Below are 25476 nucleotides of genomic sequence, written 5' to 3' on the forward strand. Positions count from 1 at the left end.
TAATTAAATTGATTGAAATATAGCAAATAAATTAACATTATTCTGTATCAAAAACGAGCATTTTATTGTTTATTAACAACAATTGCATGATTTCTAAGTTATTATATTGTGGATGGAATTTTTAAAGACGAGTGATACTCGTCTTTATCTTTGTGATTAGCAATAAAGTTGCTGTAATGGCGTTACAGTTTGTGCCGGATCGTAATCTAGCGCTGCAGTTGTAGCATAAGCAGCATTCATCGTGGTATCGTAATGTACCTTATATTGAATGGCACTTCGACGTAATACTTTTGAGGCTTCAATAGCTGCTCGCCCAGAGGTGGTATTAAGAATATAGCTATATTCGCCATTTTTTATATGGTCATGGATATTTGGTCGCCCTTCGTTTTCTTTTTTTACGACTTGGCATGGTATATTTGCTTGTTGTAATACCTTTGCCGTGCCAATAGTTGCATCAATACTAAACCCATGAGTAATTAACCGTTTAGCTACCTCTAACAGCCTTGTTTTATCCTGATCGCGAACCGATAATAATGCTTTCCCTGATTTTTTCATATTGGATAAACTACCTAGCTGGGCTTTAGCAAAGGCTTCAGCAAAGGTTTTACCGATTCCCATTACTTCACCTGTTGAGCGCATTTCAGGACCTAAGATTGGGTCGACGCCACTGAATTTATTAAACGGTAATACCACTTCTTTTACCGAATAATACGGAGGAATCACCTCTTTAGTCACATTTTGCTTGGCAAGTGATTGCCCCGTCATCACGCGAGCCGCTATTTTCGCCAATGGTAAACCTGTTGCTTTTGAGACAAAAGGTACAGTGCGAGCTGCACGAGGATTGATTTCGATCAAATAAATTTGATTATCTTTCACCGCAAATTGCCCATTCATTAAACCTTTTACATTGAGTTCAAGTGCTAATTGTTTGGCTTGTTGTCGTAGTTTGTCTAAAATATCTGCAGTTAAGGTGTGGGTTGGCAGTGAGCAAGCAGAATCACCAGAGTGAATGCCTGCTTGTTCAATATGTTCCATAATGCCACCAATCAGGATTTGCTCACCATCAGCAATTACATCAATATCAACTTCAATTGCATCATCTAAAAAGTGATCAAGTAAGACTGGTGCATTATTTGATTCGCTTACCGCTGTTTTAAAATAACGCCTTAAATCTTGTTCATTATAGACAATTTCCATTGCTCGACCTCCTAATACATAAGAAGGTCTAACCACTAATGGATAACCTATTTTTTCTGCTTCAATGACAGCCTCATTAATATCGGTCACTGTGGCGTTGACAGGTTGTTTTAATTTCAGTTTATCGACGACTTCTTGAAAGCGTTTACGATCTTCGGCTTTATCTATAGCATCAGGTGAGGTACCAATAATTGGTAGCCCTGCTGCTTCAAGCGCACGAGCAAGTTTTAGCGGTGTTTGCCCACCGTATTGCACAATAACACCATTTGGCTTTTCAACATGTGCAATTTCAAGCACATCTTCAAGCGTGACAGATTCAAAATAGAGGCGGTCGGAAGTATCGTAATCGGTTGAAACCGTTTCGGGATTACAGTTAACCATAATGGTCTCATAACCATCCTCACGCAGTGCCAATGCCGCATGTACACAGCAATAATCAAACTCAATACCTTGTCCGATCCGATTAGGACCACCACCAAGGATCATAATTTTTTTACGGCTAAATTGAGGATTAGCTTCACACTCTTGCTCATAGGTTGAATAAAGATAAGCGGTATCTGTTGCAAATTCAGCCGCACAGGTATCAACACGTTTATAAACAGGGTGAATTTGATATTGATGACGTAAATCGCGAACAGCTTGTTCTGTGGTATTAAGCAATTTGGCGATGCGTAAATCTGAAAAACCTTTACGTTTTAATTGCCACAATGTTTCTTGATCAAGCTGTGCAAGTGATTGTTCCTTTAGCTTATTTTCAAGGTTAACCAACTCTTCAATTTGTACTAAAAACCAACGATCAATATTGGTTAGTAAAAAGATATCTTCTAAGTTGAATCCAGCCCTAAAAGCATCAGCAATATACCAAATCCGATCAGCGCCCGCTTCTTGGAGCTCATAACGAATTTTGGTGATATTTTTTTCATCAGCATAATTATCAATTTTAGGATCAAATCCTGAAGCGCCAACTTCAAGCCCTCGCAACGCTTTTTGTATTGATTCTTGGAAGGTACGCCCAATGGCCATCACTTCACCAACTGATTTCATTTGTGTGGTTAAACGATCATTACAACCAGCAAATTTTTCAAAATTAAAGCGTGGAATTTTGGTGACAACATAATCAATTGACGGTTCAAATGAAGCGGGGGTTTTTCCGCCTGTTATATCATTAGATAATTCATCAAGCGTATAACCGACAGCCAGTTTAGCGGCGATTTTCGCGATAGGAAAGCCCGTTGCTTTCGAAGCTAAGGCAGATGATCGCGACACCCGTGGATTCATCTCAATAACAATTAATCGTCCTGTCTTTGGATCAACCGAAAATTGTACATTGGAGCCACCAGTTTCAACACCAATTTCACGCAGTACCGCGATCGAAGCGTTACGCATGATTTGGTATTCTTTATCAGTCAAGGTTTGTGCTGGAGCCACCGTAATTGAATCACCTGTATGAATACCCATTGGATCAAAGTTTTCAATTGAACAAACAATAATGCAGTTATCATTTTTGTCTCGAACTACTTCCATTTCATATTCTTTCCAACCAATTAATGATTCATCAATAAGTAGTTCATTGGTTGGCGAAAGATCAAGTCCTCGAGTACAAATTTCGTCAAACTCTTCGGTGTTATAAGCAATACCGCCACCGGTGCCCCCCATGGTAAATGATGGACGAATAATGCAAGGAAAACCGACTTGATCAAGAACGGCGTAAGCTTCTTTAAGCGAATGAGCAATCCCTGAGCGAGCGGTATCAAGACCAATTTTTTTCATCGCCTCATCAAAGCGTTTTCGATCTTCGGCTTTATCGATAGCATCGGCTGTTGCACCTATCATTTCAACATTAAATTCTTTCAATACACCTTGTTTTTCAAGCTCTAATGCACAGTTTAATGCTGTTTGTCCGCCCATGGTTGGTAAAATGGCTTCTGGCCTTTCTTGTTCAATAATCTTACGAACGCTTGTCCAATGAATGGGTTCAATATAAGTGGCATCAGCCATTTCAGGATCTGTCATGATAGTGGCTGGATTAGAGTTAACTAAAATAACACGATAACCTTCTTCACGCAGCGCTTTACAGGCTTGAGCACCAGAATAATCAAATTCACATGCTTGACCAATAACAATTGGGCCAGCGCCAATAATTAGTATACTTTTTATATCTGTTCGCTTAGCCATGATTATTGCTCCTGCTTATAAATTTTAATTAACTCAATAAAGTGGTCAAAAAGTGATGCAGCATCATGAGGCCCAGGACTGGCTTCGGGATGACCTTGAAAACTAAAAGCCGGTTTTTGATTGTGATGAATGCCTTGCAGTGAACCATCGAACAGTGATTTATGCGTCGCTCGTAAATGAGCTGGTAAGCTTGCTTCATCTACTGCGAAGCCGTGATTTTGTGCAGTGATCATTACCTTATTATTTTCTAGATCTTTAACAGGATGATTACCACCATGATGACCAAACTTCATTTTGATAGTTTTAGCACCACAAGCAAGCGCAAGAAGTTGATGACCTAAACAAATGCCAAAAATAGGAATATCTGTGTTTAAAAACTGTTTAATGGCATCAATCGCATAACTGCAAGGTGCAGGATCTCCTGGACCATTAGATAAAAAGATCCCATCGGGCTTTAAAGCAAGGACTTGTTTTGCTGTCGTTTTTGCTGGTACAACAGTTAATTTACAACCATGCTCAACTAACATTCGCAAAATATTATGTTTTACACCAAAGTCGTAAGCAACAACATGATATGGTAATTGGCTTTCTGGTTTTGGAGCAGGCTGTTGCTGTTGCCTTGTCCACATGCCTTGTGACCAAATATAACTTGTCAAACAAGTCACTTCTTTGGCTAAATCAAGCCCACTTAATCCTTTAAAATCGATTGCCTGCTGTTTAGCTATTTCGGCTTTTTCAAGTAAGGTCGTTTTGTCCGTTGCTGTTATGATGACGCCATGCTGTGCACCTTTTTCACGCAAAATACGGGTTAAGCGCCGCGTATCAATATCCGCAATGGCAATAACATTATGTTTTTTTAAATAGCTAGAAAGACAGAGTTCGCTTCGATAGTTGCTAGCTAATAATGGCAAATCACGAATAATCAAGCCTTTTGCATAAACTTGGTTCGATTCGGCATCGGTATCATTCGTTCCTACATTACCAATGTGCGGGTAAGTTAATGTAACCAATTGCTCACAGTAAGACGGATCGGTAAGAATTTCTTGGTAACCTGTCATTGAGGTGTTAAATACCACTTCCCCAACTGTTTGACCATCAGCACCAATTGATTTCCCGATAAATTGCGAACCATCTTGTAACATAAGGAGGGCATAAGTTTGCATGACTAAAAGATCCTTTGAATGAATTATCATGAATTTTGAATAAAAATTCAATTTTACCTAGCTACAAAGATACAATATTTGGTCATTTTATTACACTTTTTTGTACAAAAAAAGCAATATTATAAAAATTATTTTAATAATTAAGTCTAATTTTTGAGACTTATCTCAACATAAAGGTAAAATGTTAGGGTTATTATGATGTTTAACTTGAATTTGCATAATTATTCAAATAGAATCATTTACATCATTACGGTTATTAGGAGCTATATCATGCACGGTTTTTATCAGCGTCATTTTTTACGATTACTTGATTTTACCTCTACCGAAATCAATCAATTAATTAATCTTGCTATCGAATTAAAACAAGCCAAACAACAAGGGCAAGAACAACAACGTTTGATTGGTAAAAATATTGCATTAATTTTTGAGAAAGACTCCACCCGTACACGTTGTGCTTTTGAGGTTGGTGCATTTGATCAAGGTGCAAATGTCACTTATTTAGGGCCAAGTGGTAGTCAAATCGGTCATAAAGAATCAATTGCGGATACCGCACGCGTGCTGGGTCGAATGTATGACGGTATTGAGTATCGTGGTTATGGTCAAGAGATCGTTGAAACATTAGCCCAATATGCTGGTGTACCAGTATGGAATGGCTTAACGACCGAAGCACATCCAACCCAAATTTTAGCCGATTTTATGACAATGAAAGAGCATATAGGCAATCGCCCATTAAGTAGCATTAAATTTGCCTATTTAGGCGATGCCCGTAATAACATGGGAAATTCGTTAATGGAAGGTGCGGCTTTAATGGGAATGGAAATTCGTTTAGTTGCACCAAAGGCCTGTCATCCCGAAGCCGAACTCGTACAAAAGTGCCAAGATATAGCAAAAAATACGGGTGCAAAAATTATCTTAACCGAAGATGTTGCCAAAGGAGTTAAAGACGTCGACTTTTTATATACTGATGTATGGGTATCAATGGGTGAGCCTAAGGAAGTTTGGGATGAGCGTGTTAAATTATTAACACCTTATCAAGTGAATGAAAATGTTATTAAACTTACCAATAATCCAAATGTCAAATTCATGCACTGTTTACCAGCTTTTCATGATATGAACACTACCGTCGGTAAACAGATGGCAGCTCAATATGGTTTAACCAATGGACTTGAAGTGACTAATGATGTGTTTGAATCTGAACATAGTATTGTTTTTGATGAAGCCGAAAACAGGCTACATACCATTAAAGCGGTAATGGTTGCAACATTAGCCAAAGATGAATAATATTGTCATAATCAATACTTAAATGCTTAGCTAAAAAATTAGGCACTTTCTTTTTGCCGGCTTAATGTCGGCAAATTTTATTTAAAAGAATATTGGATTATGACAAAACAAGAACGAAATAAAGATTTTAAAAAATTCCTCAAGTTAACCAATCCCATTCATTTTTTAGCTGTAGGACTAGGTAGTGGTTTATCTCCAATTATGCCGGGAACAATGGGATCGTTAATGGCGATTCCTCTTTGGTTATTATTTTATGGTTTACAACCAGCTTTATACTGGGTATTTATTTTAGTGACTTTTATTTTTGGTTGTTTTATTTGCCAAAAAACATCGGATGATACCCATACGCACGATTCAGGGCATATAGTATGGGATGAATTTGTTGGCATGTGGATCACCCTATTTTTTATTCCACAACTTTCTGTTATGTGGATTGCGATAGCCTTTGTAGCATTTAGGATTTTTGACATGGCAAAACCGTGGCCAATTCGTTGGTTTGATAAACGTATACCTGGCGGTTTTGGTATTATGGTGGATGATGTGATTGCAGCTATCTTTTCATCATTCACCGTTTATATCATGACATTGGTTATTTAAGATGTAATCTTATACTAAAACACATACTTTCCTGAAAGTTTTTTACAAAAATAGATTAAAACATCTTTTGCGACCATCCTAACTTAGTCGAAAGATTATTAAAATAATCATAATCTTTGGTATGAATTAAATTAAATTCATATAAAGATCGGCGAATAATCACATCTTGCGTTGGTTTGACCGGTAAAATAATTTGGCTATCACAGGCAATATTTAAATCAAGCGCAGTAGTTGGAAATTTAAGATGAATTGGGTTATTGCCTTTGATAACCAAAGGTCTAACTGCTAACGAATGCGGAAACATTGGCGTAATAATTAATGCATCTAAATGAGGCGCTAAAATAGGGCCTCCAGCCGATAACGAGTAAGCGGTAGAGCCTGTTGGCGTTGCAATAATTAACCCATCAGCTCGCTGTGAAAACGCATTACGTTCATTAATGTAAACATCATAGTCAATCATATGCGCTACAGTGTTAGGAGTGACGACAATTTCGTTTACGGCGAAACTCGAATTAATCAAATTACCATTATCATAAATGGAAACTTCTAATAAAAAACGAGGATCATCCTCATATTCACCGGCAATAACAGGACTTAATTGTTCAATTACTTGTTCATGCGAGATATCCGTTAAGAAACCGAGATTACCTCGATTAACACCAATCACTTTGATTTTATAGTGTGACAAGTACCTAGCTGAACGTAGCATATTTCCATCACCCCCCACAACAATGGCTAGGTCAGCTTGTTCACCAATTGTTTCTAACGAAGCATAATGGCTAACAGGAAATTGAATATGATCCGCTAAGCGATCTTCAACTAGCACATGAATACCAAGACTAACAAGCCAATCATAAAGCACTTGATGAGTTTCGATTGCCTCTAATTTACGAGGAAGCCCAATGAGACCAATGCATTTAAAAGGTGTATTCATAAAATATCCTTGTTATTCTTTTATATAAACGATATGTATTTTTTCGTCACAGGTCAAAAAATTACATATCAATTTACTGATAAGCTTGTAATCATAAAAATTGTCCCCATAATAACCGTAATTCACTAAGTTTTCGACTACATTATTTGGAGTACCTTATGACAGAGCAAGATAAAAATATGTCAGAAAATGAAACTAACATTGACACACCAGCTGAAGAAACAACAGAGCAAGAAGCTCCAGCGCAACCAAGTCTAGAAGAGCAATTAAGCGCAAAAGATGCACGTATTGTAGAGCTAGAACAAGCATTACAGTTGGCTAAAAAAAATGAAAGCGAAGCCATGATTCGTGCGCGAGCTGAAATTGATAATGTTCGTAAACGTGTTGAACAAGATGTTGATAAAGCTCGTAAATTTGCACTAGAAAAATTTTCTAATGAATTATTACCCGTTATTGATAATTTAGAACGAGCTTTAGAATCTACAGATAAAACCAACCCTGAGCATAAAGCTACTGTTGAAGGGTTAGAGCTGACATTAAAATCATTCCTAGATACTGTCAAAAAATTTGGTATTGAAGTGATTAATACTGAAGATTCACAACTAAATCCTGATGTGCACCAAGCAATTAGTATGGTTGAATCACCAGAACATCAATCAGGTCAAATAGTAAATACCATCCAAAAAGGCTATACCTTAAATGGCCGGTTAATTCGTCCTGCGATGGTAATTGTTGCTAAATAGTTATCTTTAGATAGGTTAACCGCCAATCACTGTGGCGGTTAATTTTATTGATTCCGTTGCTCCTCACGAGCAAGTTTCTTCATTTTTTGTTCAATTCTTTGACGTTTTAATGGTGAAAGGTAATCAACAAAAAGTTTACCTTTTAAATGATCCATTTCGTGTTGGATACAGATAGCAAGTAACTCATCGGCATCAAGTTCGTAAGGATTGCCATGGCGATCTAGGGCTTTAATTTTGATTTTTTCTGCTCTTGGCACAAATCCACGACAATCAGGAACCGATAAGCACCCTTCCTCAATACCCGTTTCACCTTCTTGGCTTATCACTTCAGGATTGATGATCACATAAACTTGGCTTTTATCTTCTGATACATCAATAACAATAATTTGTTCATGTACATCAACTTGGGTTGCTGCAAGCCCAATACCATTTTCGTCATACATGGTTTCGATCATGTTATCAATGATCGTTTGTAGCTCAGGGGTGAACTTGGTAACAGGCTTAGCAACTTTGCGAAGTCGCTCATCAGGAAAACGTAATACCGGTAAAATAGCCATAAATTCTTCGATCTACTCCTCAAATTTCGGGTTTATTCAAACTATTGCTCATTGTAAACATTTATCATACTGATGAATAGCCCTTGTTGGCTATTGGTAGTATTTATCTTATCAATTCAAGATATCTAAATCATTTAAAACGAGTGCGGAAAGATTATGATGAGTAAATATGAATTCTTATTAAGAATTTCAATGGTTGGATATGGAAAACAAAATATTTTTGAAAAAATTGGACAGCTTTTTGCTAACGGTTTACCAAGTAGCATACAAAATGTGTCTTGTTTGTTAAATAAACTAGGATTGTCGGATGTTCAATTAGTGCGTTTTTATGAAACATCATATCTTCATTTAGAACCAATACTTCAATGGTTAGAATCACCCCACCCACAAAAATACCTTATTGCTTATTGTGATAACGATTATCCTTTATTACTTAAACAAATTTGTTCTCCGCCTTTATTGTTGTTTGTTTTAGGTAATCGGCAGTTATTACATTCACCTCAATTAGCTATGGTTGGAAGTCGTGAATTTAGTGAATATGGAGCACAGTGGGGAAGATATTTTGCTAGTGAATTAGCTATTAATGGTTTAACAATTACCAGCGGTTTAGCGCTTGGATTAGATGCTATTTGCCATCGTGGCGCACTTGAAGTATCGGGTCATACCATCGCAGTGTTAGGCAGCGGTTTAGCAAAAATTGCACCGAGATCAAATTTAAACTTAGCCAATGATATTTTGGAGCAAGGTGGGGCTATTGTGTCCGAATTTTTTCCATTTGAAAAAGCCAGATCCGTCTATTTTCCTCGTCGGAACCGAATTATTAGCGGGTTAAGTTTAGGAACTTTCGTGGTTGAAGCTTCAGAAAAAAGCGGCTCGTTAATTACTGCGCGCTATGCACTTGAACAAAATCGAGATGTATTTGCCTTACCAGGTGATATTAACAATGAAAACTGTAGTGGAACTCACTATTTAATTAAACAAGGCGCTTATTTAGTTTCTAAACCAGTTGATATTTTAGAGCATTATTATAGTTATTTATCAGTAGTAAATAGCTCGTGTAATCAGCTTAAAGAAGAACAGAATAATTCTATTTTGTATCCTGAAATTTTTGCTGTGATTCATCATCAACCTATCCCTATTGATATTATTGCTCAACAAGTAAATATGTCGATTTCAGAAGTGAGCGTCAAATTATTAGATATGGAACTAGAAGGTTTAGTAAAGACGGTAACAGGTGGTTATATTCGTAATCGAGTGATTTAAAATTAAAGATTTTTTGTTAAAAAGTTTCAGGTAAGTATACGTTTAAGTATAAAAACCACCGATATGTACCGGCGGTTCACACTATTTTTTATTTATCTTCAATTTCAAGAGCAATTTCAGATAAGATGATACCTGTGTTATCAGCATAGACAAAATCACCTGAGAAGAAAGTCACTCCACCAAAATTAACACGAATATCAATTTCACCAATGCCTTGATCTTCAGCACCAACAGGAATAGCTGCTAGAGCTTGAATGCCAATGTCGGCTTCAGCTAGATAATCAACTTGGCGAACAGCACCATAAACAATTATTCCTTCCCATTGATTTTGAACAGCAATATCTACTAGCTCTGCATCAATTAGCGCTCGACGAACAGAGCCACCTCCATCAATAACAAGGATTTTTCCTGAGCCGTCTGATTGCAAAATTTCGTATAGTAAGCCGTTATCTTCAAAACATTTAACTGTTACAGCTTGACCTGAAAACGATGCTACGCCACCAAAATTACTAAATATTGGTTCAACTACGTTAACATCTTCTGGGTAATAATCGCAAAGAATTGAAGTATCAAACTCCATTATCAAGTCTCCTTTTGCTGTGATATATAAGTTTATTTAGTATAACGCTAATGCCAAGTAAAATGATATTAAAATTAAATAAACGTGAACTAGCTCAAAATAATCCCCAAACAATAAAGTAAATTAGTCAATAAAGCAAGTTTGACCATCTGTAATAATAAAGGTACCCCTTCTTTGTGCGTATTAAATTGAAAAACCATATAAATATGCTTAATAAATAACGGTAATGTTAATATAAACAAACCGCTCCAGATTGTTTGTAATTTATTGTATGCAAATAAACTTAGCGAACAAAATGCTATGAGTAATAGCAATAAATGATAATATCGCCCCATACATTTACCAATCATTACCACTAAAGTACGCTTATTACTTTTTCGATCTAGTTCTATATCACGAAGGTTATTGATATTAAGCACAGCAACGGATAACAAACCACAGCCTAAAGAAGGTAAAATAATGGATAAAGAGAATACCTTAGTTTGCAAGTAGAAACTACCCATGACACCAATCAAACCAAAAAAAGTAAGTACTGATAGATCGCCAAATCCAATATAGCCGTAAGGTTTTTTACCTATTGTATAAGTTATTGCGGCAACAATAGATAATAATCCTAATAATATAAAAATAAATAATTCATAAATATTATTACAAGCAAATATAAGCAAAATCAGCCCAAATAAAATACATAAAAAAATATTAATCCATAGCGCTATTTTTAGCTGCTTAAGTGTAATTAAGCCTAATTGTATACCTCGATTATGAGCAGTAAGATTGTTTTGATCGCTACCTTTAATTTCATCTCCGTAATCATTGGCTAGATTAGAAAGAATTTGTAACAATGATGCTGTAATTAATGAAAACAGTAGTATCCAAAAACTAAATTGATGTTGCCAATAAGCTAGTGCATTACCTACTAATATCGCAGAAAGAGAAAGAGGTATGGTTTTTAACCGTAAACTAATAATCCATGGGTAAAATTTATTGTACATTCAAAGCGTTATTATTTTTAGTGAAAACTATAAATCATAATAACAGGAATACTGAATTAATTCACTGTGTTAGTAATAAAAAGCTCCTTCAGTAAAACTCAGATTATTTTCCGTATATGCACTTTACCCATATTTATCATTTAGCTACGCATTTTTGAATATCGAAATGTTTTCATTTTTCTAAATATACTTCTAACTTTTCCTTCTCGTAAGGCTGATATGAAAATACCTAACGAGCTATATATTACTCCTAGTAAAAGTATCATAAATATATTTAGCCAGTTATCTGATAAGCTTAACCCCATTTGATTCACTCCTGCAATCATATTGGTTGCCCAAGTTGAAGGTAGAGAATAAGAAACACATTTCACCCATAATGGCATTGCATCAATAGGCCAAATGGTTCCTGAAAGATAGAAAACAGGTGTGGTTAAAAATGCTAATGTAAGATATATCATCTCAGTACGGCGTAAACATTCTGTTAGTAATTTGCTCAAACCTAGCGCCCCAAGCAATAATGGAAATGTCATGATTAATATTTCGGGAATGCTAGCTAATTGCCGATAACCAAGTATCCAAGGCCATAAACCAAATAATACAATAGATAAAAATAACCAAATAGGTAATAACCCACATAAACTGCCAAAGACAACAATTTTAGGCGGTTTGCCTTGAGGTAGCGAATTTAAGGTGATATTAGTACGAGTTGAAGCAATTAAAAAAGAGTGTTGTAGCAACATGACTAACAAACCTGGAAAGGTAATGGCGGCAAAACTGATGCCTGCATTATAAAGTGGTTCGGTTTGACCTTTTATAGGTGATAAAATAATATTGATCTGTTTATCTGAAAATCCGTTATTACGCATTATTTTAGTATTATATTCAGTCAATATCTGCTGATATATCCCTTTTATATCAACTTGTATTAAACCATTAGCTAAACGACTTGAAGCATCACCATATGCAGGAATTGTAACTTCTTCACCATTTATTAGACGCTTTTCAAAATCTCTTGGAATTGTGATCACAGCAAAAAGTTTACGATTATTGATATCATCATAAGCTTGAAGAGAGCTTTCATAAATAATCGTATCAATTTTTGAACTTGTTTCTAATGAGCGAATTAAACCACGGCTTGTTGGAGTATGATCTTGATCAACAATTGCTATCGGTAAATTAGTGATAGTTCCATTAATATAAACAAGGCTCATTAATGATACTGACAACAGTAACAATAACCACATTGGTCGTCCTAACAGATAAAAGAATATTTTTATAAATGAAGACCAAAATATTTTAATCATCTAAATTTATCCTCTTACTGTGAATGTAAACGTCTTACTAGACGCTTTCTGACTAATACGGTAATAATAATTGGATAGATCATTAAAATTCCGCATGTTTTTAACACCGACAAATAACTAGAGTGACGCAAAAACAGATCGAACAGTTTATTTAGTGCATAAGTTAATGGTTCAAGCGAAGAGATAAATCTAGCAATCCATGGCATGGATAGTTCAGGTACAACAACACCAGAATAAGTTAATGCAAGTCCAACTAAAATACCTATATAAGTATAGGCATCAATAGGAGTTTTAGTAAAAGTGTATAGCAAAATACCAATGCTTTGTGCTGCAATAACATAGAAAAATACCACTATCATCATGGCAAACGGAGAACCTGATACACGCGCATTAGAAAACAAAACGAGCATAGCAATTTCAAAAATAAGCAGCATAGTAAACCAAATTGTATAAGGTGCTAATTTCCCTAAAACAAAAGGGTAGCTAGGACGAGTTCGCTTTGGCAACTGTGCTAAAATGTGAATTGTTGTGGTTACAACAAATAGCTGCAATAAATGCACTACTGCGGAAAATTGTTGGAAGTACATTGAGTTACCACTAGCATTAAATAAACCATCATAATTAAAGTTAACTTTTGCCAATGGGGGAACTGGCATGCCAATACTCGTAGCCATGGTGGTTCGATATTGGGTATTGATTGTTGCTATCAACCCAGAATAATCCATGATCGAATATAATCCAGCACTATAATATAACGCATTATAGTAAAGCATTGGTGTAGGTTGGCGACCTGATAATACATCCGCTTCAAAATTAGGTGGAATATAAAGTAGCGCATAAATTTTTGCTTTTTGCAGATCACGCTCAGCATCAAAAAGTTGGCTATCATAATTGATAAGATCTGCATGTGCTGCAGCATTAAGATTACGCACGAGTTCGCGTGATAAAGTACTCTTATCTTGATCAATATAACCTACTGGTAAATCATATAATACACCTCGATAAAAAATACTACTAATTAACACAAAGATAATTAGTGGCATAATCCACATTAACCAGTGAAAGGTAAATCGCCTAAAAATTTGTGGTATTTCGGCGTTAAACGCCTCTTTAAAACGATGCCAGAAATCTAACATTATTTGTCTAGCTTCCATAATGTGCTCATACCTGCACGTAAACCTTCAACAGGTGCAATAGGATAGAGTCTTACTTCAAAGGTTTTTAAATCAAAATCTCCTGTTGCTCTTGTTGCACGTTTAGTTGCATAATCGCCCATTGGTGCTATATAACGAATTTCGGCTTCAATTTCTTTGTGATTGAGTGCAGGTACTTCAAGTATAATATGATCACCTTTGCGAATATTAGACATAATATCTTCACGCAAGTTAAATACAAAATAAGCTTGAGGTAATTGAATCACTGTTAACAATGGGCTGTTAGCATTAAACAATTCGCCGACTTCAGCAGGAATAGAACCAATTTCACCTGCTACTTGCGCTTTAACTTGTAAATCATCATATTGTATTTGTAGCTGTTTAAGTTGCTCTTCAGCTTCTTCCAATTTGGCAGCATAAATTTCACGTTGCTCAATACGATCTCCATTTTTAGCTTGGTCTAAATTAGCTTGTGCTGATTGAACTTGTTGAAAAGCTGAGTCACGTGTTTTTAAAGCATTATCTAAGATAGATTGAGAAACATAACCTTTGGCCGAAATAGCTTTGTTACGCTCATATTCTTTGGAAGCATTATCATATGTTACCTTTGCTTGCTCAAGAATTGCTTCATAATAACGAATGCTTTCTTCACGAGTTCCATGCTCCGAAAGTGCTAATTGAGCTTTTGCTTGGTCTCGCGCTGCTTCAGCCGCTTTGACTTGAGCTAAAAGCTCAGGGCTATCGAGAGTAATAAGAATATCACCAGGTTTAACGTCATCACCTCGATGAACATGAATAAATTGCACTCTACCTTTGGCTTTAGAAGCAACGCTAACATTCGGTGCATCAACTTCTCCTTGTAGGATAAACTGACTATTGTGTGAGCGAATTAAAATCGTCATTGATATTAAAATAACGATTAACGCAATAATAGTAAAAACTTTTTTGTTCATAAAATTTTGTATAGAGTGGTATTAAAGAGATAAGAAATAGAGAATTAAAATTATTATATACTTTGTAAAATAAGCATATGTAAAATTTACTCTCTCCCATTATACGAAAATTGCTTTATTTACACAAAGCATATCAATTTAATTTAAAAATGAATTAATATCAATACTAAGTTATTATAGTGGTAACTGATTTTTTATATCTACTTAAAATAAATTTTATTAATTATAAAATGATACTTTAATAGGTTTTATTTATAAGTGATATTAGTCAAATAAAATAGATAAAAACCTACTTATTTAGTAAACTATTAAAAAATAAAAATTTAAGGTATTTAATATGGTTAAAATAATTATTATTGGTGGTGGCGCAGGAGGATTAGAATTAGCAACTGATCTCGGCGATAAATTAGGGAAAAGTAATCAAGCCGAGGTTACACTAATAGATAAAAATACTTATCATATTTGGAAACCTTTATTACATGAAGTTGCTACTGGTATTCTAAATGAGCAAGCTGATAAAATTGATTATGCTGAACAAGGACAACAACACCATTTTCAATTTATTCAAGGCACGTTTACTAATCTTAATCGTGAAGAAAAGCATGTTATTATTGAGAATTCAAATAGTGAATCTATTTCTGTACCATATGATACATTAGTTGTGGCAATAGGAAGTACTTCAAACGATTTTGGCACACCTGGAGTTAAAGAACATTGTATCTTTTTAGATGACCAAAACGCTGCAATTCGTCTACGTGAAACACTGATTACAAAATTTGCTAGTTTTTGTTCAATTATTGATGAACATGAAACGACGACTGAAGATAAAATTCGTATTGCTATTGTTGGTGGTGGCGCAACAGGTGTTGAATTAGCTTCTGAGTTACCTCATATGGTTGAAACATTTGGCAACTGTGGTCGTAATAAAATGTGTTCTGATTTGCTTGATGTATCTATTATTGAAGCAACTGACCGTATTTTACCTGCTTTACCTGAAAAAACGGCATTAAATATTACCGATACCCTTCAAAAACGTGGTATTCATGTATTAACAAAAACCATGATAACCAAGGCGGAAAGTGACGGCTTTTATCCAAAGGAAGGCGATATTATTAGCGCAGATATTATGATTTGGACTGCAGGTGTAAAAGCGCCAGACTATTTAAAAGATATTGCTGGTTTAGAATCAAGCCGTTCGAATCAACTGGTGGTTAAACCAACATTACAAACAACGCGCGATGATAATATTTTTGTTATTGGTGATTGTGCTTATGCTATGCAAGACAGCGGCCGAGCCTCACCAGCTACAGCACAAGCCGCACATCAAATGGCAAAAATATGTTATGAAAATATCATTAACATGTTAAATAATAAACCCATGAAATCATTTAATTATGTTGATAATGGAACGATTATTTCTCTCCATGATACAGCACAAGGTGTAGTTAAAATTGCTGGTAAACGCGAAATGAATGTTAAAGGTTTTTTTGCTTTAACTATTCATCGTTTGTTATACCGTATGCATCAAGCAAGCTTATTAGGTATTTTCAAAACAATTCGATTTGTTAAGGCTAGTAAAGAGATGTATAAAAATAAATTTGCTTCTATTTTTACTCATCAAGACTAGTTTCCCATTTAGATAGCTACTTACAAATACTATTTTATAAGTAGCTATTTTATAATTTATAACATTATTTACAGGTAAGGGGAATTTAATACGTTTTATTATATTATTTATGCTGTCTGTCTTTAGTTAGCTTTTTAGTATTGCTAGTTATAAACCTCAAGATAGTGATTTTATTTTTCCATCCACACAATCAACAAAGTCTGGCTGTTGAACAAGCAACAAACTCTCCATACATTCATATGGTAATTATTTTTAATACAAATGGTAAGCCATATATTTTTGAAACGGCTAATAAAGTAATTTATACACCACTAACTAGTTGGGTTTCACGTGGTAAAATAAAAAATTACGTTATCACACGATTAAAAAATCACAATTTATCTAGGATGTATTTATCTTTGATGGCAGTTTTTAAATGACATAGTGAACGTTATAATAATTTTGCCAAAAATAACCATAACTTAGTTCATTATACCGTTAACAATGTTAACAGGTAAGCAGTGGGAAGGAAAACGCGACTGAAAATAATGAAAAGTACGAGTCGAGTTTATAATAAAACAGAATATAGAGTGACATTTGAGGAAATACTGTTCCAAATAAGAACGGGTATTTCTTGGCGAAATTTACCGACTACATTTAGTGAATGTAATACAGTCTATAGACGTTTTAATTTATGATTTAGAAAAAAGTATATTAATGTATATTATCAAATAATTATTAAGTATAGCTGATTTCGAATGTTTTTTTTCGATGATCTATTGTGCAAGCACATCAACATAGCTCAGGTGCAATAACTCAGCATTTAGAACAAATAGGAATTATGCCAGCATGTTATCGCTGGTATTTATACTTTTGTGGCTACCAATGTATTGTTGATTAATATATAAACACAAAAGATCAGCAGTCTATAATTACAACTTAATTTTTACATGGTACACTTTGTGGCGTCATCTACAAGAAATCAATTTAGGTAATAATATGAAAAAACTAACTATACTGATATTGTTAATGTCATGGCCACTAGTATCTTTAGCCAAAGGACCTAATTGTTATACTTGGCCTATGAACATGACCATGGTTTGGATGAAAAATGAAAAGATAGTAGATATCCAAGACTTGGATGAATCAAAAACCAAAATAATGCAATTGGCCTCAGAGAAAATAAAAAAAGATTTATATACGCAAATTTATCACTTTATTTTTTATGATAAGAATGGTAATAGTTACGAAGTTATTACAAAAAGCCAAGCATCATACGAAGAATGTTCAATGAGTGATGTGAATAAATATCTAATATCCAAAAGCCAAGTTCATCAATAGGTTATCTAATAATAGGTAAGTAAACTCGGTATTTTAGACTATTTTTAGTCAACGATATAGGTAAAAAAGAATAATTTAAGGTAATTATATGAAAAAGCTTTCTTTATTAATATTGTTAATATTATGTCCAATTCTATCCTTTGCTAAAGGACCAGATTGCCATAATCACGATTTGAATAAGGCTAAAGAGTGGTTGAAAAGTAGTAATATAGTGGAGATTGAAAACTTGAATCAATCAAAATTGAGAATAACACTTTTAGCATCTGAACAGAAAAGTAAGGGTTTATATACACAAATTTACCACTTTGTTTTGTATGATAATCAAAATAAATCTTACGAAGTCATCACAAAAAGTGAAGATTCTGATAAAGAATGCTCAATAGGTAACGTTGATAATTATTTAGTAGCAAAACGCCAAGTTGATTATTTTGATTAATTAGTGAAATTACTAAAGATTTCAGACTTGTTTAACCAAGATATATTATTGCTTTATCAATTAGTTAGCTAAATGAATACGGCAAGACAAAAAATTAAAGGTTGTAAAATGAAAAAAAATTTCTTAATTATTGGGCTAATAATGTGGCCTATAATCTCTTTTGCTAAAACACCTAATTGTGCAAATGCTTTCATGAATAATGCGGCTTGGTGGATGCAATATGATGGAGGAATCGTTGAGATGGCTGATTTAGATCCATCAAAAACAACAGTAACATTATTGGCATCAGAAAAAAAGAAAAATACAAATAATATGATAAAGAAAAAATATGTATATACCCAAATTTATCGCTTCGTTTTTTATGATGATAATGGCAATAGCTATCAAGTTATAACAAAAGGTGATGCAGTAGAAGTTAACGAAAATGATATTACTGAATTTTGTTCAGCTGGATTGAGCGACGTTTATTTTGTATCGAAAAATAATTTAAGTGTAGATAGTAAATAATTCGATTGATTAACTAATCTTTTTTAGCTTTAATTTGGATATAGAATGGGTACAACTCACAAGTTAAATGTAGGAAAGTCCTTTAGCAATCAACTTATCGGAAAGTTAAAAAAGGCTACTTGTAATACAAAATAGCCTTTTGTGTTTGATAAAAAATCAAAAGCAAATTATTGCCCCATACGGCGAGTCAATTCGATAACGCGAATTTTTGCCAAAGCTTTTGATAATTCAGCAGATGCTTGTGCAAATGACATATCATCACTTGGGTGATTGATATGTTCTTGTGCTTGTCTTACTGCTTCTTGTGCTCTTGCTTCATCTAAATCTTCACCACGAATTGCAGTATCTGCCAAGATAGTTACGATGTTAGGTTGTACTTCTAAGATGCCACCAGATAGATAAATAAACTCTTCTTCACCATCCGCTTTCACAATGCCGACCATGCCTGGTTTTATAGTTGTGAGTAAAGGGGTATGGCCAGGATAAATCCCAAGTTCACCTTCCTTACCTGTGACTCTGATTCGCTGAACATCACCCGAAAACAGGTGAGATTCAGCACTAACAACTTCTAATTGATAGGAAGTTAGTGCCATAATACGATCTCCATTAATACGATCTTCGTTCAATGAATCTCTTAGAGAGATTTTGCCTTCTCAATCGCTTCATCAATTGAACCAACCATATAGAATGCTTGTTCAGGAATATGGTCATAATCACCATTCATGATTCCTTTAAATGCACTGATCGTATCTTTTAAAGGTACATATTTTCCTGGTGAACCAGTAAATACTTCTGCAACAAAGAATGGTTGAGATAAGAAGCGCTGAATTTTACGTGCACGAGCAACGATCAATTTATCATCTTCAGATAACTCATCCATACCAAGAATAGCAATAATATCTTTTAATTCTTGATAACGTTGTAGAATTGACTGAACACCTCGTGCACAATCATAGTGCTCTTGACCAACAACTAAAGGATCTAATTGACGACTAGTTGAATCTAATGGATCCACTGCCGGATAGATACCTAAAGAAGCAATTTGTCGACTTAATACGATTGTCGCATCTAAGTGAGCAAAGGTTGTTGCTGGTGATGGGTCAGTCAAGTCATCTGCTGGCACATACACCGCTTGGATTGAAGTAATCGAACCGGTCTTAGTTGAAGTAATACGTTCTTGTAGTAACCCCATTTCTTCAGCTAATGTTGGTTGATAACCTACTGCCGATGGCATACGACCTAATAACGCAGATACTTCAGTACCAGCTAATGTATAGCGATAAATATTATCGATGAATAATAAAACATCTTTACCTTCGTCACGGAATTTTTCAGCCATAGTTAAACCAGTTAACGCAACACGTAAACGGTTTCCTGGTGGCTCATTCATTTGGCCGTAAACTAATGATACTTTATCAAGTACGTTTGATTCTTTCATTTCGTGGTAAAAGTCATTACCTTCACGAGTACGTTCTCCCACACCAGTAAACACTGAGTATCCTGAGTGTTCAATAGCGATATTACGGATCAACTCCATCATGTTAACGGTTTTACCTACACCAGCACCACCAAACAGACCAACTTTACCACCTTTAGCAAATGGACAAATTAAGTCGATAACTTTAATACCTGTTTCAAGTAGTTCGGTTGAGTTTGCAAGTTCTTCATAGGTTGGGGCTGCACGGTGAATCGCCCAACGTTCTTCTTCTCCAATAGGACCTGCTTTATCAACAGGATCACCAAGTACGTTCATAATACGACCTAGTGTTTTTGTACCAACAGGTACTTCAATGCCGTGACCTGTGTTTACTACGTCAAGTCCACGTCTTAAACCATCAGATGAACCCATTGCGATACAACATACAACGCCACCACCTAATTGTTGCTGAACTTCCAGAACTAATTTTTCAGTGCCTGTTTCCACTTCTAATGCATCATATACCTTTGGTACTGCATCTTCTGGGAATTCGACATCAACCACCGCACCGATGATCTGGACAATCTTTCCAGTAGCCATTTTTAATCCTCTACGTCTTTTTCTTAACTATAAGCCAATATTTAGCACTAACCTGAAACAGCGGCTGCACCGGATACAATATCAATTAATTCATTAGTAATAGCACCTTGACGTGCCTTGTTATACACAATTTGTAATTCATTAATTAGGTTTGCACCGTTATCCGTTGCCGCTTTCATGGCCACCATTCTTGCTGCTTGTTCACTCGCTAAATTATCAACCACTGCTTGATAGACTTGTGATTCAATATAGCGACGTAAAATCACGTCTAATAGTGATTTAGCATCAGGCTCATAAATATAATCCCATGATGAAGCTTTGAGTTTTTTATCTTCTGATGGTGGTAAAGGTAATAATTGCTGAATTGTCGGCTTTTGTGACATCGTATTAATAAATTTGTTTGTGACAATATATAATCTATCAATTTTACCGTTGTCATATGCCTCAAGCATTGTTTTTACCGGCCCAATTAAATCGGATAAATTTGGTTCATCGCCCAAATTAGTAGCTTGAGTTAAGATGTTCGCTTTCACTGACGAGAAAAACGAAACACCACGCGAACCAATTAAAGCAACATCAGCTTCAACACCTTTTTCCTGCCATGCTGACATATCAGCAATGACAGTTTTAAAAAGATTGATATTTAAACCACCACATAAACCACGATCGGTTGAAATGATAAGATAGCCAACTCGCTTTACATCTCTTTCTTCTAAATAAGGATGTTTGGCGCCTATCTGAGCTAACGCTAAATGTCCAATTACTTCACGAATCATTTCGGCATATGGTCGACTAGCAGCCATTCTATCTTGCGTTTTACGCATTTTAGAATTGGCAACCATTTCCATCGCTTTAGTGATTTTTTGCGTACTTTGGATACTGGCAATTTTTGTTCTAATCTCTTTTGCATTAGCCATTTTTTACCTCACCCTTACCATGTTTGAGTTGATTTAAAGCTTTCAAGTAATTCTTTTAGCTTAGCTTCAATCTCATCATTGTAATTACCTGTTCCATCAATTGATTTAACAAAATCGGCATATTGACTATGGGCATAAGCAAGTAGTGCTGTTTCAAATGGTAATACTTTAGCTAATTCTACATCTTCAAGATAACCACGTTCAGCGGCGTAAAGTACTATTGATTGTTCAGCAACAGTCATTGGCGAGTATTGCTTTTGCTTTAACAATTCTGTTACTTTTTCACCGTGACTTAATTGGTTTCTTGTTGCTTCATCTAAGTCTGATGCAAATTGAGAGAACGCAGCTAATTCACGATACTGTGCAAGCGCAGTACGAATACCACCTGATAATTTTTTCATTATCTTAGTTTGTGCAGCACCACCCACACGTGAAACCGAAATACCAGGGTTAACCGCAGGGCGGATACCTGAGTTAAATAGGCTAGTTTCAAGGAAAATCTGACCATCAGTAATCGAAATTACGTTAGTTGGTACGAATGCTGAAACGTCACCAGCCTGAGTTTCAATAATTGGTAATGCTGTTAATGAGCCTGTTTTTCCTTTAACTTCGCCTTTAGTGTACTCTTCAACATAGGCTTCGTTGACTCGCGCTGCGCGTTCAAGTAAGCGAGAATGAAGATAAAATACATCACCAGGATAAGCTTCACGTCCAGGCGGACGACGAAGTAATAGCGAAATTTGACGGTAAGCAACAGCTTGTTTAGATAAATCATCATAAACAATTAATGCATCTTGACCACGATCGCGGAAGTATTCACCCATTGCACAACCAGCATATGGCGCTAAGTATTGTAACGCAGCTGATTCAGACGCTGATGCTACAACCACAATTGTGTTTTTAAGTGCACCATGCTCCTCAAGTTTACGTACAACATTGGCAATAGTTGATTGTTTTTGACCAATGGCAACATAAATACATTTTACACCAGAGTCGCGTTGGTTGATGATTGCATCGACAGCAAGTGCTGTTTTACCTGTTTGACGGTCACCGATGATAAGTTCACGTTGACCTCGTCCAATTGGAATCATTGAGTCAACGGCTTTATAACCAGTTTGTAATGCTTGGTCAACGGATTTACGATCGATAACACCGGGTGCAACTACTTCTACTGGTGAAAAACCGTCATGTTGAAGTGAGCCTTTACCATCAATTGGTTCACCTAGTGTGTTAATAACGCGGCCTAATAAACCTTCACCAACTGGTACTTGCAAAATACGGCCAGTACATTGTACTTTCATACCTTCAGACAAGTCTTCGTATGGCCCCATGACTACCGCACCGACGGAGTCTCTTTCAAGGTTTAATGCCATTGCATATCGGCCACCTGGTAATGCAATCATTTCGCCTTGCATTACATCAGTTAATCCGTGGATTCGAAGGATACCATCACTTACAGATATGATAGTTCCTTCATTGTGAGCATCACTCACAATATTGAACTGAGCTATCCGCTCTTTAATTAGTTCACTTATTTCAGTTGAATTTAGCTGCATTGTCAGTCCCCTTAAGACTGTAGAGCGTTATTTAAACGATTTAAACGCCCTCTGATACTACTATCAATAACCATATCGCCCGTACGAATAATAAAACCAGAAATGAGCGATTTATCTATATGACATTTTAGTTTTACTTTTCGTGATAAACGTTTTTCGACAGCGACAGAAATTTTATTAAGTTGCTCATTAGTTAGTTCACTGGCAGAAATTACATCAACATCTGCTTGTGATTCTTTATCTAAACAATATTGTTCAAACAAGATTAACACTTCAGGAAGAAGTGATAATCGTTTGTTTTCAGCCATAATCTTAATAAAATTAGTACTAAACTCATCTAACACATCTTTACAGATGTTGATGAGTAAATTAGCCACCGAATCAGTTTTCATATCAGATGTTAAGACACTTCTTATTTGAGTATCTTTACTCACTTCAGATGTTAGCACTAACATTTTATGCCATGATTCGATGCTGTTATTTTCTATCGCAAATTCGAAAGCGGCTTTAGCATAAGGGCGAGCAATCGTAATTAAGTCAGCCATTGCTCTATTCTCCTTATAGTTCAGCTACGAGTTTATCAATGATGTCGCTATTTGCGGCTTCATTAACAGAACGTTCAATAATTTTTTCTGCACCAGCAATAGCGAGTGTAGCGACTTGTTGTTTAAGCTCTTCTCTTGCTCGTTTGCGTTCAGCTTCTACTTCGGCAAGTCCTTGAGCAACAATTCGTTCTTTTTCGCGAGAAGCTTCTTGTTTTGCTTCTTCAAGAATGATTGCTTTGCGTTTATTCGCTTGCTCAATAATTGCATTAGCCTCAACCTTAGCCTGTTGCATTATGTCAGATGTATTCGCTTTGGCTAATTCCAAATCTTTTTTTGCTGTTTCTGCTGAAGCAAGTCCTTCGGCTATCTCTTTTTGGCGTTTTTCAATTGCGCCAATAACAGGAGGCCAAACAAACTTCATACAGAACCAAACAAACAATACAAATGTAATTGCTTGGCCGAGGAGAGTTGCGTTCATATTCATGACACGATTCCCCCTTAAATTTTTATTAACCTGCAACCACGAAGATAACGTAAAGTGCAATACCTACACAGATCATTGGGATTGCATCAACTAGACCCATAACAATAAAGAATTGAGTACGTAACATAGGCATTAATTCCGGTTGACGAGCAGCACTTTCTAAAAATTTACCGCCTAATAAACCAACACCAACTGCACCACCAATTGCAGCTAATCCCATCATAATGCCTGCGGCTACAAATAACATTTCCATTATATACTCCAGTTTATTAACAAAAAAATATTAAAATTAATGATCTTCCGTTGCCGACGCCATAGCTAAATAGACGATCGTCAACACCATAAAAATAAAAGCTTGTAACGTAATTATTAAAATATGAAAAATGGCCCATGGTAACGATAATACCCACTGTGACCACCAAGGTAATAATCCAGCAATTAAGATGAAAATAAGCTCACCTGCATACATATTTCCGAAAAGTCGAAGCCCTAAAGAAACAGGTTTCGCTAATAGACTAACTAATTCAAGTACTAAATTGATAGGTGCAAATGCCCAGTGATTAAATGGATGCAAGGTATATTCTTTAACAAATCCTGAAATTCCTTTGTACTTGATTGAGTAAATGATGATAAGTGCAAACACACCTAAGGACATTGACATAGTAATGCTTACATCTGCGGTTGGTACAACTCTCAAGTGTGACAGACCTAGGTACTGACCTGCATAAGGTAGAAAATCAACAGGGATAAGATCCATTAAATTCATCAAGAAAACCCAAATAAACACAGTTAATGCTAACGGCGCAATGAGTTTATTTTGACCAGTAAACATGTCCTTAACAGTATTATTGACAAATTCGAAGATCATTTCTACTGCACATTGCAGTTTACTTGGGACACCACTGGTGGCTTTTCTTGCTACACGATGGAATATCCACAAAAAAATAACACCAAGTAAGATCGAAAAGAACAATGAGTCAAGATTTAAGGTCCAAAAACCAGAACCTACTTGCAAGTTCTCAAGATGATGCTTGATATAAGCTTGTGGTGAAGCTGGAGAGGAAACCGACATATAACCCTCTTAACCTATTTTTAAAAAATAAAAAATATTGCTCATGTTTTCAGTTGAAAGATATAAGCAATTGCTGTAATAATCTGAAGTTACTATTTTAAA

At 35.5% G+C, this 25476-nt stretch carries 26 protein-coding genes; 9 read left to right on the plus strand and 17 right to left on the minus strand.

What is annotated here, in order from left to right:
* Positions 1 to 156: 156 nt before the first annotated feature.
* Positions 157 to 3372, minus strand: coding sequence for a carbamoyl-phosphate synthase large subunit (carB, locus tag ACGH6Q_RS04875; RefSeq protein ID WP_411592155.1), 3216 nt, complete (start codon positions 3370 to 3372; stop codon positions 157 to 159).
* A gap of 2 nt (positions 3373 to 3374) precedes the next feature.
* On the minus strand, positions 3375 to 4535 hold the full coding sequence (carA, locus tag ACGH6Q_RS04880) for a glutamine-hydrolyzing carbamoyl-phosphate synthase small subunit (RefSeq protein ID WP_411592157.1): 1161 nt from the start codon (positions 4533 to 4535) through the stop codon (positions 3375 to 3377).
* Between the two features lie 270 nt (positions 4536 to 4805).
* On the opposite strand from carA, the gene argF reads away from it, so the two are divergent.
* Positions 4806 to 5816, plus strand: coding sequence for an ornithine carbamoyltransferase (gene argF / locus ACGH6Q_RS04885; protein ID WP_411592159.1), 1011 nt, complete (start codon positions 4806 to 4808; stop codon positions 5814 to 5816).
* 99 nt (positions 5817 to 5915) lie between these two features.
* Positions 5916 to 6413 (plus strand): phosphatidylglycerophosphatase A, encoded by a 498-nt coding sequence (locus ACGH6Q_RS04890; RefSeq protein WP_034947327.1) that lies wholly within the window; start codon positions 5916 to 5918, stop codon positions 6411 to 6413.
* Positions 6414 to 6468: 55 nt separating this feature from the next.
* Here the strand turns inward: ACGH6Q_RS04890 and nadK are convergent, their stop codons facing one another.
* A complete protein-coding gene (gene nadK, locus ACGH6Q_RS04895) occupies positions 6469 to 7347 on the minus strand; it encodes an NAD(+) kinase (RefSeq protein WP_296299982.1) in 879 nt (292 codons plus the stop codon).
* 158 nt (positions 7348 to 7505) lie between these two features.
* Between nadK and grpE the strand changes: the two genes are divergently transcribed.
* Positions 7506 to 8090 carry a nucleotide exchange factor GrpE gene (gene grpE, locus ACGH6Q_RS04900; protein ID WP_411592161.1) on the plus strand — a complete coding sequence of 195 codons (585 nt, stop codon included), beginning with the start codon at positions 7506 to 7508 and terminating at the stop codon, positions 8088 to 8090.
* 44 nt (positions 8091 to 8134) lie between these two features.
* On the opposite strand, the gene def is transcribed toward grpE, so the two are convergent.
* Positions 8135 to 8647, minus strand: a complete 513-nt coding sequence (gene def, locus ACGH6Q_RS04905; RefSeq protein ID WP_065590597.1) for a peptide deformylase — start codon at positions 8645 to 8647, stop codon at positions 8135 to 8137.
* Between the two features lie 156 nt (positions 8648 to 8803).
* Here def and dprA point away from each other — a divergent pair, with 156 nt between their 5' ends.
* Complete coding sequence (gene dprA / locus ACGH6Q_RS04910) at positions 8804 to 9910, plus strand: DNA-processing protein DprA (RefSeq protein ID WP_411592163.1); 1107 nt, start codon at positions 8804 to 8806, stop codon at positions 9908 to 9910.
* An 88-nt stretch (positions 9911 to 9998) separates the two neighbouring features.
* Here dprA and rraA read toward each other — a convergent pair whose 3' ends face one another.
* The 5 genes from rraA to ACGH6Q_RS04935 all read right to left on the minus strand — a co-directional run bounded on the left by rraA (position 9999) and on the right by ACGH6Q_RS04935 (position 14893).
* A complete protein-coding gene (gene rraA / locus ACGH6Q_RS04915; protein WP_034909391.1) occupies positions 9999 to 10490 on the minus strand; it encodes a ribonuclease E activity regulator RraA in 492 nt (163 codons plus the stop codon).
* Between the two features lie 89 nt (positions 10491 to 10579).
* Complete coding sequence (locus ACGH6Q_RS04920; protein WP_065590595.1) at positions 10580 to 11482, minus strand: 1,4-dihydroxy-2-naphthoate polyprenyltransferase; 903 nt, start codon at positions 11480 to 11482, stop codon at positions 10580 to 10582.
* Between the two features lie 140 nt (positions 11483 to 11622).
* Positions 11623 to 12783, minus strand: coding sequence for an ABC transporter permease (locus tag ACGH6Q_RS04925; protein ID WP_411592197.1), 1161 nt, complete (start codon positions 12781 to 12783; stop codon positions 11623 to 11625).
* 17 nt (positions 12784 to 12800) lie between these two features.
* Positions 12801 to 13940, minus strand: a complete 1140-nt coding sequence (locus ACGH6Q_RS04930; RefSeq protein WP_194240465.1) for an ABC transporter permease — start codon at positions 13938 to 13940, stop codon at positions 12801 to 12803.
* Positions 13922 to 14893 (minus strand): HlyD family secretion protein, encoded by a 972-nt coding sequence (locus ACGH6Q_RS04935; protein WP_065561638.1) that lies wholly within the window; start codon positions 14891 to 14893, stop codon positions 13922 to 13924. The genes ACGH6Q_RS04930 and ACGH6Q_RS04935 overlap by 19 nt, the downstream gene beginning before the upstream one ends.
* A gap of 337 nt (positions 14894 to 15230) precedes the next feature.
* Between ACGH6Q_RS04935 and ACGH6Q_RS04940 the strand changes: the two genes are divergently transcribed.
* The 5 genes from ACGH6Q_RS04940 to ACGH6Q_RS04960 all read left to right on the plus strand — a co-directional run bounded on the left by ACGH6Q_RS04940 (position 15231) and on the right by ACGH6Q_RS04960 (position 18783).
* Complete coding sequence (locus tag ACGH6Q_RS04940; protein WP_411592165.1) at positions 15231 to 16520, plus strand: NAD(P)/FAD-dependent oxidoreductase; 1290 nt, start codon at positions 15231 to 15233, stop codon at positions 16518 to 16520.
* A 527-nt stretch (positions 16521 to 17047) separates the two neighbouring features.
* Positions 17048 to 17197, plus strand: coding sequence for a transposase (locus ACGH6Q_RS04945; protein ID WP_085163686.1), 150 nt, complete (start codon positions 17048 to 17050; stop codon positions 17195 to 17197).
* Between the two features lie 301 nt (positions 17198 to 17498).
* The gene (locus ACGH6Q_RS04950; RefSeq protein WP_411592167.1) at positions 17499 to 17840 is read left to right on the plus strand and encodes a hypothetical protein; all 342 of its coding nucleotides are present in this window, start codon (positions 17499 to 17501) and stop codon (positions 17838 to 17840) included.
* An 88-nt stretch (positions 17841 to 17928) separates the two neighbouring features.
* Positions 17929 to 18276, plus strand: a complete 348-nt coding sequence (locus tag ACGH6Q_RS04955) for a hypothetical protein (RefSeq protein ID WP_411592168.1) — start codon at positions 17929 to 17931, stop codon at positions 18274 to 18276.
* A gap of 108 nt (positions 18277 to 18384) precedes the next feature.
* Complete coding sequence (locus ACGH6Q_RS04960; protein ID WP_296299996.1) at positions 18385 to 18783, plus strand: hypothetical protein; 399 nt, start codon at positions 18385 to 18387, stop codon at positions 18781 to 18783.
* Positions 18784 to 18950: 167 nt separating this feature from the next.
* On the opposite strand, the gene ACGH6Q_RS04965 is transcribed toward ACGH6Q_RS04960, so the two are convergent.
* The 8 genes from ACGH6Q_RS04965 to atpB are packed head-to-tail and all read right to left on the minus strand — an operon-like array spanning position 18951 to position 25374.
* Positions 18951 to 19376: a F0F1 ATP synthase subunit epsilon gene (locus ACGH6Q_RS04965; protein ID WP_034911289.1), complete on the minus strand. Its 426-nt coding sequence runs from the start codon at positions 19374 to 19376 to the stop codon at positions 18951 to 18953.
* A 41-nt stretch (positions 19377 to 19417) separates the two neighbouring features.
* Positions 19418 to 20800: a F0F1 ATP synthase subunit beta gene (gene atpD / locus ACGH6Q_RS04970; protein ID WP_034911215.1), complete on the minus strand. Its 1383-nt coding sequence runs from the start codon at positions 20798 to 20800 to the stop codon at positions 19418 to 19420.
* 47 nt (positions 20801 to 20847) lie between these two features.
* A complete protein-coding gene (atpG, locus tag ACGH6Q_RS04975; protein WP_065590589.1) occupies positions 20848 to 21717 on the minus strand; it encodes a F0F1 ATP synthase subunit gamma in 870 nt (289 codons plus the stop codon).
* Between the two features lie 14 nt (positions 21718 to 21731).
* Positions 21732 to 23273, minus strand: coding sequence for a F0F1 ATP synthase subunit alpha (gene atpA / locus ACGH6Q_RS04980; protein WP_296317335.1), 1542 nt, complete (start codon positions 23271 to 23273; stop codon positions 21732 to 21734).
* A gap of 11 nt (positions 23274 to 23284) precedes the next feature.
* Entirely contained in the window at positions 23285 to 23818 is a 534-nt protein-coding gene (gene atpH, locus ACGH6Q_RS04985; RefSeq protein WP_411592170.1) for a F0F1 ATP synthase subunit delta, read from the minus strand.
* A 13-nt stretch (positions 23819 to 23831) separates the two neighbouring features.
* On the minus strand, positions 23832 to 24302 hold the full coding sequence (atpF, locus tag ACGH6Q_RS04990) for a F0F1 ATP synthase subunit B (protein WP_034911222.1): 471 nt from the start codon (positions 24300 to 24302) through the stop codon (positions 23832 to 23834).
* 25 nt (positions 24303 to 24327) lie between these two features.
* Positions 24328 to 24555 carry a F0F1 ATP synthase subunit C gene (gene atpE, locus ACGH6Q_RS04995; RefSeq protein ID WP_143421962.1) on the minus strand — a complete coding sequence of 76 codons (228 nt, stop codon included), beginning with the start codon at positions 24553 to 24555 and terminating at the stop codon, positions 24328 to 24330.
* Positions 24556 to 24591: 36 nt separating this feature from the next.
* Entirely contained in the window at positions 24592 to 25374 is a 783-nt protein-coding gene (gene atpB / locus ACGH6Q_RS05000) for a F0F1 ATP synthase subunit A (protein ID WP_085163680.1), read from the minus strand.
* Between the last annotated feature and the right edge of the window lie 102 nt (positions 25375 to 25476).

This window comes from Gilliamella sp. BG2 (genome assembly GCF_046635645.1).
Taxonomy (GTDB): domain Bacteria; phylum Pseudomonadota; class Gammaproteobacteria; order Enterobacterales; family Orbaceae; genus Gilliamella; species Gilliamella bombi.